The 15,259-nt window shown below is 64.5% G+C and carries 11 protein-coding genes; 9 read left to right on the top strand and 2 right to left on the bottom strand.

The window, feature by feature from the left end:
• Positions 1–45 precede the first annotated feature (45 nt).
• From KTQ42_RS11975 to KTQ42_RS11950, 6 genes are all read left to right on the top strand, one after another.
• Positions 46–3,534, top strand: coding sequence for a PilC/PilY family type IV pilus protein (locus KTQ42_RS11975; protein WP_217345702.1), 3,489 nt, complete (start codon positions 46–48; stop codon positions 3,532–3,534).
• A gap of 136 nt (positions 3,535–3,670) precedes the next feature.
• A complete protein-coding gene (gene fumC / locus KTQ42_RS11970) occupies positions 3,671–5,062 on the top strand; it encodes a class II fumarate hydratase (RefSeq protein WP_217345701.1) in 1,392 nt (463 codons plus the stop codon).
• Between the two features lie 593 nt (positions 5,063–5,655).
• On the top strand, positions 5,656–6,717 hold the full coding sequence (locus KTQ42_RS11965; protein WP_217345700.1) for an HD domain-containing phosphohydrolase: 1,062 nt from the start codon (positions 5,656–5,658) through the stop codon (positions 6,715–6,717).
• Positions 6,714–7,652: a phosphate/phosphite/phosphonate ABC transporter substrate-binding protein gene (locus KTQ42_RS11960; RefSeq protein WP_249222736.1), complete on the top strand. Its 939-nt coding sequence runs from the start codon at positions 6,714–6,716 to the stop codon at positions 7,650–7,652. The genes KTQ42_RS11965 and KTQ42_RS11960 overlap by 4 nt, the downstream gene beginning before the upstream one ends.
• A gap of 15 nt (positions 7,653–7,667) precedes the next feature.
• Positions 7,668–10,724, top strand: a complete 3,057-nt coding sequence (locus KTQ42_RS11955; protein ID WP_217345699.1) for a response regulator — start codon at positions 7,668–7,670, stop codon at positions 10,722–10,724.
• A 351-nt stretch (positions 10,725–11,075) separates the two neighbouring features.
• A complete protein-coding gene (locus KTQ42_RS11950) occupies positions 11,076–11,417 on the top strand; it encodes an Hpt domain-containing protein (protein WP_217345698.1) in 342 nt (113 codons plus the stop codon).
• On the opposite strand, the gene KTQ42_RS24350 is transcribed toward KTQ42_RS11950, so the two are convergent.
• Positions 11,411–12,109 carry a response regulator transcription factor gene (locus tag KTQ42_RS24350; RefSeq protein WP_217345697.1) on the bottom strand — a complete coding sequence of 233 codons (699 nt, stop codon included), beginning with the start codon at positions 12,107–12,109 and terminating at the stop codon, positions 11,411–11,413. The two genes, KTQ42_RS11950 and KTQ42_RS24350, sit on opposite strands and share 7 nt — an antisense overlap.
• A gap of 212 nt (positions 12,110–12,321) precedes the next feature.
• Between KTQ42_RS24350 and KTQ42_RS11940 the strand changes: the two genes are divergently transcribed.
• Positions 12,322–12,681: a hypothetical protein gene (locus tag KTQ42_RS11940; RefSeq protein ID WP_217345696.1), complete on the top strand. Its 360-nt coding sequence runs from the start codon at positions 12,322–12,324 to the stop codon at positions 12,679–12,681.
• Between the two features lie 84 nt (positions 12,682–12,765).
• Here the strand turns inward: KTQ42_RS11940 and KTQ42_RS11935 are convergent, their stop codons facing one another.
• Complete coding sequence (locus tag KTQ42_RS11935) at positions 12,766–13,566, bottom strand: CsgG/HfaB family protein (protein WP_217345695.1); 801 nt, start codon at positions 13,564–13,566, stop codon at positions 12,766–12,768.
• A gap of 355 nt (positions 13,567–13,921) precedes the next feature.
• On the opposite strand from KTQ42_RS11935, the gene KTQ42_RS11930 reads away from it, so the two are divergent.
• Both KTQ42_RS11930 and KTQ42_RS11925 read left to right on the top strand, forming a co-directional pair.
• Positions 13,922–14,257, top strand: coding sequence for a hypothetical protein (locus KTQ42_RS11930; RefSeq protein ID WP_217345694.1), 336 nt, complete (start codon positions 13,922–13,924; stop codon positions 14,255–14,257).
• A gap of 77 nt (positions 14,258–14,334) precedes the next feature.
• Positions 14,335–15,192 (top strand): SAM-dependent methyltransferase, encoded by an 858-nt coding sequence (locus KTQ42_RS11925; protein ID WP_217346932.1) that lies wholly within the window; start codon positions 14,335–14,337, stop codon positions 15,190–15,192.
• Positions 15,193–15,259: the final 67 nt, after the last annotated feature.

Raw genomic sequence — 15,259 nt, 5'->3', positions numbered from 1 at the left:
CCTGGCGGGCTCACCCTGATGTCCCCTTTCAGACAGGAGTTCTCCATGTCCCACGCCGTGCCATGCAGCCTGCTGCGCCTGTTGCTGCCGTTCCTCTTGAGCCTTGCCTGCGCCGTGGCGCAGGCGGCGCTGACTGATATTGCCAACGCGCCGCTGAAGACGGCCGGCGCCAAGCCCAACGTGATGCTGATCCTCGATGATTCCGGATCCATGCAGTGGAGCTTTCTGGATGACAGCGTCAAGACCAAGGGTTATCAGAACACAGTCGGTTACCGCAGCGCCTTGTGCAACAAGCTCTATTACAACCCCGACTCCGTGTACGCGCCGCCGGTGGGCGCAAACGGCGCGGCATTGCCGGACGCCGCATTCGACGCCGCCTGGCTGGACGGCTACCAGCGCGATGCCACCAGCCCGAAGGTCAATCTCGCCACATCGTTTCGGGCCTGGCGTTCCTCCCTGTCCAATCCCGAACAGCGGCCATGGGACTGCTGGGACGCCACGTCGCAGTGCCAGGCGACCGGCACCGGCATCATTCCAAACACGCCCGAAGCGGCCTATTACTTCGTCTACAAGGGGACGCGGCTGTCCAGCCTGGGCGACAACTCCGCATCGGACGACTGCAAGGACACCGCCTTCACCAGCACGCCCGGCGGCAATGGGAACTGGCTGAAGGTCACCGTGAGCGCGACTTCCGGCCCGGGCGGAACCGACGAGCGCCGCAATTTCGCCAACTGGTACAGCTATTACCGGACCAGGATACTGGCGATCAAGACGGCGCTGACCCGCGCGGTGCGCGATCTGGACAGCAATTACCGCATCGGCTACAGCACCATAGGCTATGCGGGTACCGACACGGGCAACAACGCCTTCCTTCCGATCGGCGACTTCGATGCCGCGCAGAAGAATGCGTTGCACGCCAAGCTGGCCGCCCTTGTGCTGCCCGAGTCGGGTACGCCCTTGCGTGGCGCCCTGTCCAAGGCTGGAAGGCTGTATGGCGCCAGGATCGAAGGCGCCAGCGATCCGGTGCAGCATGCCTGCCAGCAGAACTTCGCCATTCTTTCCACCGACGGTTACTGGAACAGCAATGTCAGCCGTGGCGTGAATGAAGGCGCGACCTACGGGCCGCTGGATCTGTCCGGCGCGCCGGTGGGCAACCGTGACGGCTCGCTGCCGCGCCCGCTCCATGACGGCACGCCGGCCCCGAATGCGACAGGCGTGGCCGGCGGCGCTTCCGACACGTTGTCCGATGTCGCCGCCTACTACTATGAGACCGACCTGCGCACCCCGGCGCTGAACAACTGCAGGGGTGCGCTGGGGCTGGATGTCTGCGCCAACCAGGTGCCGGCCACCAGCGCCGACCCGGCGACCCACCAGCACATGACCACCTTCACGCTCGGGCTGGGCGTGAGTGGCACGCTGGCTTACCGTAGCGACTATCCAACGGCCACCTCGGGCGACTTCGCCGACATCGTCAGCGGGGTAAGAAACTGGCCGCCGCCCAATGATTTCGGTCCATCGCGGATCGACGACCTGTGGCATGCGGCGGTGAATGGCCGCGGCCTTTACTTCAGTGCCGCCGATTCAGCCGCACTGGCCTCGACATTGTCGTCCACGCTGGCGGCCCTGCGCGCCCGCCTGGGCAGCGCAGCGGCCGCCGCCAGCAGCAATCTGGAGCCGGTGCCGGGCGATAACCTGGTGTTCGCGGCCAGTTACCGCAATGTACAATGGGACGGCGAACTGGAAGCACGTACGGTGAGCCCCGCCAGCGGCGTGGTGTCGGAACAGGTCCTCTGGTCGGCCCAGGCGCAACTCGGGCGCCAGGCGCAGGACGGTAGCCGGACCATCCACACCGACGCGCCGGCATCCACGAACACGCGGCTCAAGCCCTTCACCTGGCTGAACCTGAACGATGCGGAAAAAGCCCATTTCAATTTTCTCTGCGCGCCGGCAAGCAAACTCACGCAGTGCAGCGACTTCAGCGCCACGCAACTGGCTTCCGTGACAGGCGAACGGCTGGTGGACTACCTGCGTGGCGACGGCAGCGCCGCCACCGGCAGCGCCGCGCTGTTCCGGCCACGCGACCGGGTGCTGGGCGACATCGTCAATGCCCAGCCGCTGTATGTCGGCGCGCCTTCGTTCAACTATGCCGATGCCGGCCACGCCGCGTTCCGGGCCGCCAGCGCAAGCCGCGCGCCCAGGGTCTATGTCGGCGCCAACGACGGCATGCTGCACGCCTTCCATGCAACCGGGCCCGATGCCGGCAAGGAAGCCTGGGCCTATGTGCCCGCCCCGATGATGCCGTGGCTTTATCTGCTGGCCGACCGCAACTATGCGGCCATGCACCGCCCCTATGTCGATGCTTCGCCGGTGGCCGGGGATGTCTGTCCCAACGCGCCCATGGCCTGCGCGGCCGGTGACTGGCGCACCATTCTGGTCGGCGGTTACGGGGCGGGTGGACGCGGCTACTATGCGCTGGATATTACCGATCCGGCCGCGCCCAGGGCGCTGTGGCAGTACGCCGCAGCCAATGACGGCAATCTCGGCCTGAGCTTTGGCAACCCCGTCATCACCAAGGACCCTGATGGCACCTGGGTGGTGATCTTCGCTTCCGGATACAACAATGCCAATCCGGGCGATGGGAAGGGTTATCTCTATGTGCTCAAGGCCGCCGACGGCAGTCTGCTCAGGAAGATCGGCACGGGCGAAGGCAGCGCCGACACGCCTTCCGGCCTGGCCCGCATCAATGCCTGGGTCGAAAGCCCGCTGGACAATACCGCCCGCTATGTTTACGGCGGCGGTCTGCTGGGCAATCTGTGGCGCTTCGATATCAAGGCCGGCAGTGCGCTGAAGCTGGCTGAACTGGGCAATGTCGGCAATGTCGGCACGCAGCCAGTGACCACCCGGCCGGAACTGGCCATCGTGCGCAGCGGCGGCCAGCGCCACGCGGTGGTCGCGGTCGGCACCGGCCGCTATCTCGGCCTGAGCGACATTGCGGACGTGTCGCAGCAAAGCATTTATGTCATCAAGGATGAACTGACCAGCACCGGCCTGGGCAAGGTGCGCACGGAGGGCGTGCTCAAGCCGCGCACCCTGACTGCGTCCGCCGGTGGCAACAGCAGGAGCATTGCCGGCGAAGTGCTGGACTGGGGTAGTGGCAAGGGCTGGTATGTCGACCTTAATCCCGCCAATGCGTCGGCCGGGGAGCGCGTCAATGTCGACATGGACCTGCAGTTGGGCATGTTGAAGGCCGTGGGCAATGTGCCGTCGAATGATGCCTGCGGGCAGGGCGGTTCGGCCTGGCTGTATGTGATGGACCTTGGCAGCGGCCTGGCCTTGCCGCGCTCAGGTTCGGTAAGTTCCCTGTTCGCGGCCAATGCCTTGCTGACCGGTATCCGGACCTTGCGCCTGACCAGTGGAATCAGCAGCACACTGACGTCCGATAGTGCAGGCGTAGTCAGCGGCAAGCTCGACGAGGGCGGGCCGGCTTCATCGCGCCGGGCCAGGAGGATGGGCTGGCGGGAGGTGGGCGACTAGGAATTTTTGACTGGCAGACTGCGGACGCTGTCGGCGTTTGTCACCGGCCCCGGTCGATGGCGCGGGGCAGGGCAGGGCATCCGGGAACTTGCGCCGCGTTCGAAGTCCAATGTCTATCTTTCAACAGGAGCGGCGCATGAGCACCAGAACCGAACGCGACACCTTTGGCCCGATCGACGTCCCCGCCGAGCGGCTGTGGGGCGCGCAGACCCAGCGTTCGCGCGAGCACTTCCGCATTTCCTCCGAACGCATGCCGGCGGAACTGATCGATGCGCTGGCCGAGGTCAAGCGGGCGGCGGCGGTGGTCAATCGCGACCTGTCGCTATTGCCAGCCGACCGCGCGGATGCACTGGTGCGCGCCGCCGATGAAGTCATCGCCGGCATGCATGGGCAGGAATTTCCGCTGTCGGTCTGGCAGACGGGTTCCGGCACCCAGAGCAACATGAACATGAATGAAGTGCTGGCCAACCGCGCTTCCGAGCTGCTGGGCGGCGAGCGCGGCCAGGCGCGGCTGGTGCATCCGAATGACGATGTCAACATGGGCCAGTCGTCCAACGACATTTTCCCGACGGCCATGCACGTGGCTGCGGCGCGGGCCGTGTCCGGGCACCTGCTGCCGGCGCTGGAGCAACTGCGCGCCACGCTGCAGCAGAAGGCGGACGCCTTCGCCGACATCATCAAGATCGGCCGCACCCATCTGCAGGATGCCACGCCGCTGTCGCTGGGCCAGGAGTTTTCCGGCTATGTGGCCCAGCTCGACCATGCGGGCCAGATGGTGCGCGCCACGCTTGCGCCGCTGTTGCGCCTGGCCGCCGGCGGGACGGCGGTGGGAACCGGCTTGAACACCCATGCCGAGTTTGGCGACCGGCTGGCGGCGCAGCTGCGCCAGCGTACCGGGCTGGAATTCATCAGCGCGCCCAACAAGTTCGCCGCGCTGGCCGCGCATGACGAACTGGTGTCGGCGCATGGCGCCCTGAAGACCCTGGCGGCGGCGCTGATGAAGATTGCCAATGACGTGCGCTGGCTGGCATCGGGCCCGCGCTCCGGCCTGGGCGAGATCACGATTCCGGAGAACGAGCCGGGCAGCTCCATCATGCCCGGCAAGGTCAACCCGACCCAGTGCGAAGCGATGACCATGCTGTGCTGCCAGGTGTTTGGCAATGATGTCGCGATCAACATCGGCGGCGCATCCGGCAATTTCGAGCTCAATGTGTTCAAGCCGCTGCTGGCGCACAACTTCCTGCAGAGCGTGCGGCTGCTGGCCGACGGCATGCACAGCTTCGACGAACACTGCGCGCACGGCATCGAAGCCAACCGGGAGCGCATCGCCGACCTGATGGAGCGCTCGCTGATGCTGGTGACGGCGCTGGCGCCGCACATTGGCTATGACAAGGCGGCGCAGATCGCCAAGCAGGCGCACAAGCAGGGCGGCACGCTCAAGGATACGGCGCTGGCGCTGGGATACGTGACGGCGGAGCAGTTCGAGCAGTGGGTCAGGCCGGAAGACATGATCCGGCCGGCAGGCTGAGCTCCGGAGGCCGCTCAGGAGGGATTGTTGCCGACGGCAGGAGTTGGCGTAGCGGTGCAATGCCGCTATTCGGTTCTGCACCTGCGGCTTCGACCGCGCGCAGCCCGCGTAGGCTATTTCCGCCGCATCTTCTTCCATTGAAGGTTCAGCGCGCCAAGGCCGGGCAGCCGGCCCATCGTCGCGCTGGTGGCGCTCTGGTGCAATCCGTGTCCAGAACATTTTTATTGTTGAGAGCGGCCCCAGCCTGATTACTACGGATGACGGGCTTTCTCTCCGATGGATTTCTCCCTGCCGGGCGTAAGGACCCTCATGAGCGCGGAGCGCGCTGGCACCCTTGTCATGCCAGCATTTCTCAGAGTTGCAAAAAAACAAAAAAATTGATGAAGTTAATAAAAATTTGTTTATTTCGTTGAATTTGATTATATTCTCGCCCTTGCTTGGTGGAAATCTTAGATTGCGGCCGGCCTGATTATTGTTTCCGAAAGACGTGCCTGCGGCGCTGACGGAACAAGCTGCACCGCTTCCTGTTGCACTACCCATTTCTTGGCCCGTCTTGGCGTGCCAGTTTGCACTGCCTCTTTGCCGGAGAAACCATGAAGGTCGTAATCGTTGACGATGTGCCGTTGGTGCTGACGCTGTTGCGGCACCTTGTGAGCAAATTACCCGATTGCGAACCATGCTGTTTCAGCGACCCGCTGGAGGCGGTGGAATGGTGCATGAAGAATGAGCCCGACCTGATCGTCGCCGACTTCGACATGCCGCGCATGGATGGCGCGGCGCTTCTCGAGACAGTGCGCCTGCGCCATCCGGATGTGCCGGTGCTGATGATCACGTCCAGTCCCGTTGCGGAACTGCGATATCGCGTGCTGCATCTGGGTACCAGCGATTTCCTGACCAAGCCGCTCGACAATGTGGAATTCGTGGCGCGGGCCGCCAATCTGCTGTCGATGCACGCGCAGCACAAGACCATGTCTTCCCGTGCCGACGCGCTGGCTGGAGAGATCCAGCAGAGTGCCATTGAACTCATCAATCATCAGCGCACGGCGCTGGTCTGCCTGTCACGCGCGGCCCGCTACCGCGACCCCGAAACCGGTGCACACATCCAGCGCATGGCCCACTACTGCCGCCATATCGCCCGCAATCTCGGTCTGCCCCAGGACCAGCAGGATCTGCTGCTCGATGCCGCGCCGATGCATGATGTCGGCAAGGTCGGCGTGCCCGATGCGATCCTGCTCAAGCCGGCAAAGCTGGACCCGTCCGAGTTCCTGGTCATGCAGCAGCATGCCGGGATCGGCCATGCCATCCTGAGCAGGACCAGGTCGCCCCTGCTCGACATGGCGGCCCAGATTGCCTATACCCATCACGAAAAGTACGACGGCACGGGCTACCCGCGTGGCCTGCAAGGCGAGCAGATTCCTCTGGTGGGGCGTATTGCCGCCGTCGCCGATGTCTACGATGCGTTGACATCCCGCCGGCCCTACAAGGAAGCATGGACGCCCGACGCGGCCACCGACTATCTGGTCGAGGGAAGCGGCAGCCATTTCGATCCCGCATGCGTGCGGGCCTTTCTGGAAGGATGGGACGAGGTGATGGACATCAGGCAGCAGTTCAGCGACGAAGAAGGAGCGTATCCGCGCAAGGGAAAGGCCGCATGATGCCATCCGCCATGCATGTCATCGTTCTGGCGCGTCGCGCAGCGCGCAGCGTCGTTCAGGGCAAGGCAATCCGGTTTCTGCTGCGGCCGGGCCGGCACCTGCTACGAACCTGCGTCCTGGCCTTGACGACGCTGCTGGCCACCCCGGCGCTGCCGCAGGAGCCACGGACCTATTACTTTTCGCCGGTGAACCAGTACGGCATCGAACTCACCGCACGCTACTGGAATCCGCTGATCCGCTACGTCTCCGAGCGCGCCGGCGTGCGCCTGCAGCTCAAGCTGGGCCGCACGTCCGCCGACACCACCGCCTACGTACTGGCGCATGAAGTCGACTTTGTCTTTACCAATCACCTGTTCAGCCCGGAGCGCGACAGGCTGGGATGGAAAACATTCGGACGGCGCAACACGCCGCCGATCCATAGCCAGATCGTGGTGCTGGCCGACTCGCCGCTGCGCACGCTGGAACAGCTGTCAGGCCAGACCGTTGCCTTCCCCGGCCCTGAAGCGCTGGTGGCTTACAAGTTTTCCTATGCCGAGCTGATACACCGGTCGGTGCCGGTGCAGGTCGTGTTCAGCGGGAACATGGACGGCGCCTTCGCCCAGCTCTCCAGTGGCAGGGCGCAGGCAGTGGGCGCCAATTCCCAGCTGACTGAAGGATGGACCCGGCGCGAAGGCAAGGCCCTGCGCGTGCTGTGGCAGTCGCAGCCGCTGCATGACCTGGCGCTGATGGTATCGAAGCATGTGCCGCAGGCGGACCTGCGTGCCGTCGAACGGGCCTTCCTTGACATGGCCAGGGATCCCGAAGGCCGCAGGCTGCTGGCCAGCGCGGCCGAACTGGTGAAACTGCCGCCCGACACCGCGTTCATCGCTTCCGATGGCAGCGAATATGGCACCTACCGGAGCTTTTATCAGAATGCGCCGGCCAGCTTGCGCTAGAGGCAGGAAAGGACGATGAGAAAAGATCTGGCAAGGCTGGCATGGCTGGCATGGCTGCTGCCCTCATCGCTGGTCAATCGCGTGTTCCTGCTCTACGGCATGAGCCTGCTGCTGTTCGTCGCCGGCGGCCTTGCCGTGTCGCTGAAGTTCCAGTACGAGAGTGAAATCGAGAACACCCAGACCGCCTCGGTGATGCTGATCGAAGTGGTGGCGCAGGCGGTCCAGGACAGTGCCGTCATCGGCGACTACGACACGGTGCGCCGCACGCTGGAACGCGCCGTACACGGCTCGCTGTTCCGGTCGGCTTCCTTCATCGATCTGCAGGGCGGCCGGGTGGAAGTCGAGTCCAGGGGTGTCCATGCAGGCGCGCCCGCCTGGCTGGCGCAGGCCGTGGAGAGCGCGCTGTACGACGTCAACCGCACGGTGTCGGTGGGCGGCCTCGATTACGGCCTGCTCAGGCTGCGCTTCGACACCGACCTGGTGGCCGCGAGTTTCTGGGCGATGGCCAAATCCGCGCTGAGCGTGGCGGTGCTGAGCCTGATCGGCGGCCTGCTCGGCATCCGGCTGCTGCTGTCGCACTGGCTGGGCGGCCTGGACCGCCTGCGCAGCCTGCTGCAGGCACTGGGGCGCGGCACGCTCGCGGTGGAGACCTTCGACGCCAGCAATGAGCCCACCGAGATCAGGCGTCTGGTCGACATGTTCAATGAAACCGCCTTGCTGGTGCAGGAGCGCCAGGCCATGCTGCGTGCTCTGGATGAACAGAAATTCGCGCTGGACCAGCATGCGATCGTCAGCATTGCCGATGCCGACGGCAATATTACCTATGCCAATGCGCTGTTCTGCGAAATCAGCGAATACAGCCTGGAAGAACTGATCGGCCGCAATCATCGCATCATCGGCTCTGGCCTGATGCCGCCGGAATTCTTCAGGAACATGTGGGACACCATCACTGCCGGCCAGGTCTGGCGCGGCGAAATCTGCAACCGCAAGCGCAGCGGCGCGCTGTACTGGGTCAGCGCCACCATCGTGCCCCTGCTGGACGAGCAGGGCAAGCCACGGCAGTACATTGCCATCCGCACCGACCTGACCAGCCAGAAGGAAGCCGAAAGCGCGATCCTGCGCGCCAAGGAAGCGGCCGAGCAGGCCAACCGGATCAAGAGCAACTTCCTGGCCAACATGAGCCATGAAATACGGACTCCGATGAACGGCATCATCGGCATGACCGAACTGGCGCTGGACACGGAACTCAGCGCCGAGCAGGCGGAATACCTCGGCATGGTGAAAGGCTCGGCCGACGCGCTGCTGCAGATCATCAACGACATCCTCGACTTTTCCAAGCTGGAGGCGGGCCGGGTGGATATTGAAACCATCGACTGCTCGCCCGAAAAAGTGGTGCAGGACCTGGTCTGCGAGCAAGCCATCCATGCGCATGCCAAGAAACTGGAGCTGTTGCTGCGGGTGGGGCCGGACGTGCCGGACAGGGTCATTGCCGATCCCGGCCGGCTGCGCCAGGTGGTGCTCAATCTGCTGGGCAATGCCATCAAGTTCACCCATGCCGGCGAGGTGGAAGTGGCGATCGAGCGGACCAACGATCCGGGCGATACGCTTGCGGCCCTGCGCATCAGCGTGCGCGATAGCGGCATCGGCATTCCCGACGAGAAGCGCGACGCGATCTTCGACGCATTTTCCCAGGCCGACACCTCGACCACGCGCCAGTATGGCGGCACCGGCCTGGGACTGTCGATCTCGGCGCAACTGGTCAGGCTGATGGGCGGCCGGCTGGAACTCGACAGCGTGCCGGGCCAGGGCAGCGATTTTCATTTCACGCTCTGGCTGCCGGTCGTTGCGCATACGGCGCCGCTGCTGCCGCCGCATGCGCGTCTGGCCGGATTGCCGGTACTGCTGGTGGATGACCATGCCGGCGCGCGCCGGCAGGTGGCCGCCTTGCTGCAGGACTTTGGCATGGCGCCTGCGCTGGCCGCCAACGGGATGGAAGCGCTGATCGAGCTGGAGCGGGCCGCCGCGGCTGGCGCGCCGTATCCCTGTGCGCTGCTGGATGCAGACATGCCCGGCATGGATGGCTTTGCGCTCGCCTCTGCGATAGCGGCAAGGCCCGGCCTGGCCGGTGCAACCGTCATGCTCGTCGCCGGCGCGAACCGTCGCGACAATGCCAGGCGCTGCCGTCAGGCAGGCGCCAGCAGCCACCTGATCAAGCCGGTGATACGAGGCTCCCTGCTGACTGCCCTGATGCAGGCACTCGACGGCATGCGGCCCGCACCGGCCAGGCGGGCTGCGCCGCCCGCGGCACAGCCCAGCCGGCACCCGCTGACCTTGCTGGTGGCGGAAGACAATCCGGTCAACCAGGCGCTGGCGCGGCGGCTGCTCGAAAAGCAGGGACACCGTGTCACCCTTGCCGCCAATGGCCTGGAAGCCGTGGAACAATGGCGTCGTGGCGGCTTCGACGCCATCCTGATGGACATGGACATGCCGCAGATGGACGGCGCCGAAGCGACCCGCTGCATACGCCGCGAGGAGCCGGCCGGCCCGGCCCGCATTCCCATCATTGCCATGACTGCGCATGCCATGCAGGGCACCCGTGAGGCCTGTCTGGCGCACGGCATGGACAGCTACCTGACCAAACCGATCAACCTGCAGGCATTGTGGGGCGAGCTGGAAACCGTGGGTAATCGCCGTGCCGGCACGGTGCCATCCGGCAGCATGCGCGTCATCGATGTCGATCGCCTGCGCAGCAATGTCGACCATAGCCAGGCGCTGTTCGAGGAAATGAAGGCGTTGCTGCTGCGGGACACGCCAAGGCAATTGCACGCAATTCGCGCCGGCATCGAAGAGGGCGATGCCGCGGCTGTGCGGCGTGGCGCGCATGCGCTGCATGGCATGGTCAGCGTGTTCTCCTCACCGCGGGTACAGGAAGCGGCACTGGCGCTGGAGCAATGCGCCGGCCAGTCGCCATCCGGGCTGGAAAGGATGGAGCAGGAACTGCTTGCCGCCATTGTGGAGTTGATGTCGGCACTGGATGGCTATCAGTGGCGCACTGCGTCGGGCGATACCTGAAACGGAGGAGTCCAACCTCTGCAATCCGGAAAGTCGCCTGCCTGCCCGGGCCGGCAGTCGCTTTGGCAGCTGGTTCCGCCGCTGCAAATCCGCCATTTGGCGGCCGGATTTTTTCCTTGCGGCGGCATCAATAGCTGTTGGGTGTAACTTTAAGTTTCCACTGGGATATATATTCAGTTATATTGATCCTGGCAAACAGCATGCGGCAGTGCGCCATCCTGACCAGCGGGCTATTGCCTGCCGTGGATGCCAACATCATTCATCACGATGCCTTGACCACAGTGGCCATCGCTCCTTTCCATACCAACCATGGATACATCAAAGCAACGCCACTTCCGCCCAGCCGCACTGATGCATGCAGTAAGTGGCGACCAGCAGATCTACCTGGAGATGTGCCACCTGTTTCTGCGTACCGTGCCGGAACTCAGGAGAACGCTATGCGACGCAGCGAGCCGGCACGACACGGAGGCGGTACGCAGGCAGGCGCACAGCCTGCGCGGATCCTGTCTCGTGGTCGGTGCATTGGAACTGGTCCAGTTGCTGCATGAGGCGGAACGCTCCGGCATCAAGGGAAACGTGGCGGACATGGTGGCCAGAGTGGGGCAGGCGGCGCTTGGCCTCGATGCCCTGATCGAGGAAATCCAGGAGGCGCTGACGCATTTGTCCGGCGCCAACGCGCCTGGCAATCACTGAACCGTGATGTCTTCCGTGAAGATATAGCCGACTGCATGGGCGACCTTGATCGGCTGTGACAGCGGATAGGCGGCGCGGAGCTTCTTGCGCAGGCGGCTGACCATGGCCTCAAGGCGGCGCGTGTCGTAGTCAACCGGGTTTTTATTCAATGCCAGTGCGATGATGTCGCGCCGCTCCACCGGCTTGCCCGCATGCCGGGCCAGGATGTCGACGAAGGCGGCTTCGGTGTGCGTCAGCTCCAGCGCCGTGCCGGATGGCGCCAGCAACTGGCCGGCCTGCTTCCTGTAATGCCAGCGCCGCGTGCCGGATTCCTCCGCGCCGTCATGCAGCCGGCGGTACAGGCGCTGCACATAGGCTTCGAGTTCCCCGGGGTGCACCGGCTTGGCCATGTAGATGTCGGCGCCGCTGCTGATGCCGGCCACCCGTTCCTCCGGGCTGTCATGCGCCGTCACCATGATGATGCCGATGCGCCTGGTGCTGCGCATCGCGCGCAGTTCCCGGGCGATGTCGAAACCGTTCTGGTCAGGCAGTCCCACGTCCAGTACCACGATGTCGGCATCGGCGCGCAGCAATTCACGATAGAGCCCGGCACTGTCGCTCACACCGGTCGCATGATGGCCTGCCCTGGTCAGCAGGGATACGAGCAGTTCGCGAAACAGCAGGTTGTCTTCGACCACGATAATACGGATCACGGCTTACCTCATGGTTGGGAATGCAGGCGCTGCCGGGATCGAACGCGTTACGGCGCATTTGCCGCCAGGCTGACTGGATGTCAGCAAAAAAGCGTAATGGTCAGCTTGCTGACTGATCAGGCAGTCATAATTTTATCGTTGATTGGCGGCAATTGCGATGGATTCCGTAACGCAAACACCGCTTTCCTTGCATGCCTTGAGGAGTGGTAGCGATGATGATTGGCTTGACCAGTGGAGCGACTGGCGGGAATGGTAGCGCAATGCGTGCGGCCAGTCCCGGCGTCGAGACCGCATATGCCGGCAGTACAGCCGGCAATGTGCTGACCACCTCTTCCAGCATCGTCAGCCTGTCGACCTCGGCTTCGACCCGGCAGACTTCCGCCGACGAGCTGGGTCTCTATGGGCCCCATACAAGCAGTGCCGTGGAAATGGCGCAAAGACTGCGCCAGGCTGCCGATGAAAAGCTGCATCCGAAGACCGGCAGTGCGCAAAACCCGATGAGCGATGTGATGCTGATGTTGCTGATCGCGCAGGCCAAGGCGTATCTGTCCTCCAAAGCCGGCAGTATCTGACCCTCTCCAGACTCTTGCCAGAAAATCCTGCGCTGCGCCTGCCGCCTTCGCCGAAGGCGGCAGGGTAGTTTGTGGCACGACCCGTCAGTTGGCCTTCAGCGCGCCGCCATTGCCCAGCCCGCCCTCGACGTCCTGCGCCTTGTAGTTGCGTACGGCCTTGACCAGGCCGTTATAGGAATCCATGAAGGCCGCGGCAAGCACCTTGCCTTGCGGCGTATTGGTGAATCCGCCGGCGCCGCCCCAGGCGCCGCCGCCGAACAGGCCGCCGGCGATCCCCAGGTCCCAGTTCTTGGCGCTGCCTTCGGAGGCGGCCAGCTGCACGCCGGACCGGTTGTCAGTCAGCAGCAGCATGGTGGATGCTTCGTTGGAGCGCACCGACCCGGCCAGTACGCCGATCGGCCCAAGGAAGCCGCCGACCGCGGCGCCGATGCCGCCGGTGCCGCGCGCGCTGAAGCTGATGCTGGGCGTGGCGGTGTAGTCGGCGGCAACCATCTGCCCCTTCTGCATCTTGCTGGTGGAACGCAGCTCGCCGCTGGCGGCCAGGTCGCGCTCCATGTTCATGTTGTGGAAGGCGCGGCCGCGTTCGACGACCACAAAGCAGTTGGACTGCTGCGCCATCAGGCGCAGCAGCGGAACGGTGGACTGGATGTTGTACTGCTGGGTCAGCTGCGCAATCCATGGCTGGCTGGCGTCCTCGACAAATGTGATGGTGCCCAGCGACTTGTCGCAGCGTTCCAGCTGGCTGTTGGCGCCCTGTGCATTGGCGCCGCCGGCCGAACCGGTGGCAGCCGTCTTGGCGGCCGGTGCGCCCATGTTGACCGGCATCGATTCGCAGCCGGAAAGGACGGCCATGCCCAGCATGGCGGTAATGATCGTGCATTTCATGGAATTTTCCTTGGATGGGATGGTGCCTGCGCCGGGCTGGCGCCGGTGCCGGCGGGATGGCGTGGCACTCGCCTTGTGAGAGACAGGCCTGGTGCCGGGATCGGTGCGACATGGCCGCATCGGCGCTCTCGCCTGTCGTGCGGCATGGATGACAGGCGAAGAGGCGGCTTTAAGTGGCAGCGGCTCTGCTTCGGTTCAGGCCACTGCCGATCGATGCGGTCACAGAACGGGCCTGTGCGCCGCATCACCATGCCGGGCGGGGCCCTTGTGTAGAATGGCGACCTCGGGGCCGGCGCCCTTGCCGCGCTGCCGGCGCACCTGGATCACCACAGGAAACCGCGGAGTCCATACCTTTATGACCAAGCACAAGCACACTTTCGATCCGCCAACATCCGCCGACCAGCTGGACGCCCTCATGCGGCACATCGATACCGGCGACGGCGACCTGGCGTCGCTGTCCGACGAGCAGCGCGAGCAGTTGAAGAACGAGCTGAGCGACGCCTGGCTGGAAGACTATCTCGACGACTACCCGGTGCCGGCCGACATCCGCTCCGCCGCGGCCGAATACCAGGCCATTTTCAGCGGCGAGAAATACCCCAGCCTGCCCGACCATGTGCGCTTCGACCTGCTGCTGCAGTTCGAGGAGCACCATGGCGAAGGCGGGCCTGACCACTGGAATCTGCACGCGTGAAGAAACATCGGAAAGCCGGCGCGCCGCAAGCGCCGCAGCAACCGGCTCAGCAGGACAAGCAGGACCAGCCGCATCCGCTGGCCGCCGAGATCCGTCCCGGCCAGTCGCTGGAACTGCTCAAGGAACTGCACATCCTCACCCGCGACGGCAAGCTCAACCAGGACAGCCGCCGCAAGCTCAAGCAGGTCTATCACCTGGTGCAGTTCATCGAGCCGCTGCTGAGGCAGGTGCTGGCGGACCAGCCCGAAATCCGTCTGGTGGACCACGGCGCCGGCAAGTCCTACCTTGGCTTCATCCTGTACGACCTGTTCTTCAAGGACCAGGCGCCCGGCTCGCATATCTACGGCATCGAGACTCGCGACGAACTGGTGCGGAAATCCGAAGCGCTTGCGGCACGCCTGGGGTTTGCCGGCATGTCCTTCCTGAACCTGTCGGTGGCCGAGTCGATCACGTCCGACCGGCTGCCGCCGCAGGTGGACGTGGTCACCGCGCTGCATGCGTGCAACACCGCCACCGACGACGCCATCCATTTCGCGCTGAAGAGGAAGGCCCGCTTAATCGTTCTGGTGCCTTGCTGCCAGGCCGAGGTGGCATCGGTGCTGAAGAAGAACAAGGCGCGCTCGCTGGCGCGCGATGCGCTGACCGAGATCTGGCGCCACCCGGTGCATACCCGGGAGTTCGGCAGCCAGCTCACCAATGTGCTGCGCTGCCTGCAGCTGGAAGCCCATGGCTACCAGGTCACCGTGACCGAGTTGGTGGGCTGGGAGCATTCGATGAAGAATGAGCTGATCGTGGCCAGCTACCAGAACCTGCCGCGCCGCCGGCCGTCGGAGCGGCTGCAGGCGGTGCTGCAGTCGCTGGGCCTGGAAGAACTGGGCGAGCGTTTCTTCACCGACGCGGCCGCGGCGGAAAACGCCGAACCCGCGGCTTCTTGACTTTCGTTACCTGGGCGGAGAAGATGAATGCGCGCCGGGCTTGCCCGGCGCTCGATCATAAGAGCGT

This window comes from Noviherbaspirillum sp. L7-7A, from assembly GCF_019052805.1.
In the GTDB taxonomy this organism is placed as follows: Bacteria; Pseudomonadota; Gammaproteobacteria; order Burkholderiales; family Burkholderiaceae_D; genus Noviherbaspirillum_A.
The sequence above is the reverse complement of the archived record's forward strand: the minus strand, read 5'-3'. Positions and strand labels throughout refer to the sequence as shown.

Bases quoted from the DNA above. Each gene is read 5' to 3' on its own strand.
- KTQ42_RS11975 (WP_217345702.1), top strand. From the start codon at position 46: ATGTCCCACGCCGTGCCATGCAGCCTGCTGCGCCTGTTGCTGCCGTTC.
- fumC (WP_217345701.1), top strand. From the start codon at position 3,671: ATGAGCACCAGAACCGAACGCGACACCTTTGGCCCGATCGACGTCCCC.
- KTQ42_RS11965 (WP_217345700.1), top strand. From the start codon at position 5,656: ATGAAGGTCGTAATCGTTGACGATGTGCCGTTGGTGCTGACGCTGTTG.
- KTQ42_RS11960 (WP_249222736.1), top strand. From the start codon at position 6,714: ATGATGCCATCCGCCATGCATGTCATCGTTCTGGCGCGTCGCGCAGCG.
- KTQ42_RS11955 (WP_217345699.1), top strand. From the start codon at position 7,668: ATGAGAAAAGATCTGGCAAGGCTGGCATGGCTGGCATGGCTGCTGCCC.
- KTQ42_RS11950 (WP_217345698.1), top strand. From the start codon at position 11,076: ATGCATGCAGTAAGTGGCGACCAGCAGATCTACCTGGAGATGTGCCAC.
- KTQ42_RS11940 (WP_217345696.1), top strand. From the start codon at position 12,322: ATGATGATTGGCTTGACCAGTGGAGCGACTGGCGGGAATGGTAGCGCA.
- KTQ42_RS11935 (WP_217345695.1), bottom strand. From the start codon at position 13,566: ATGAAATGCACGATCATTACCGCCATGCTGGGCATGGCCGTCCTTTCC.
- KTQ42_RS11930 (WP_217345694.1), top strand. From the start codon at position 13,922: ATGACCAAGCACAAGCACACTTTCGATCCGCCAACATCCGCCGACCAG.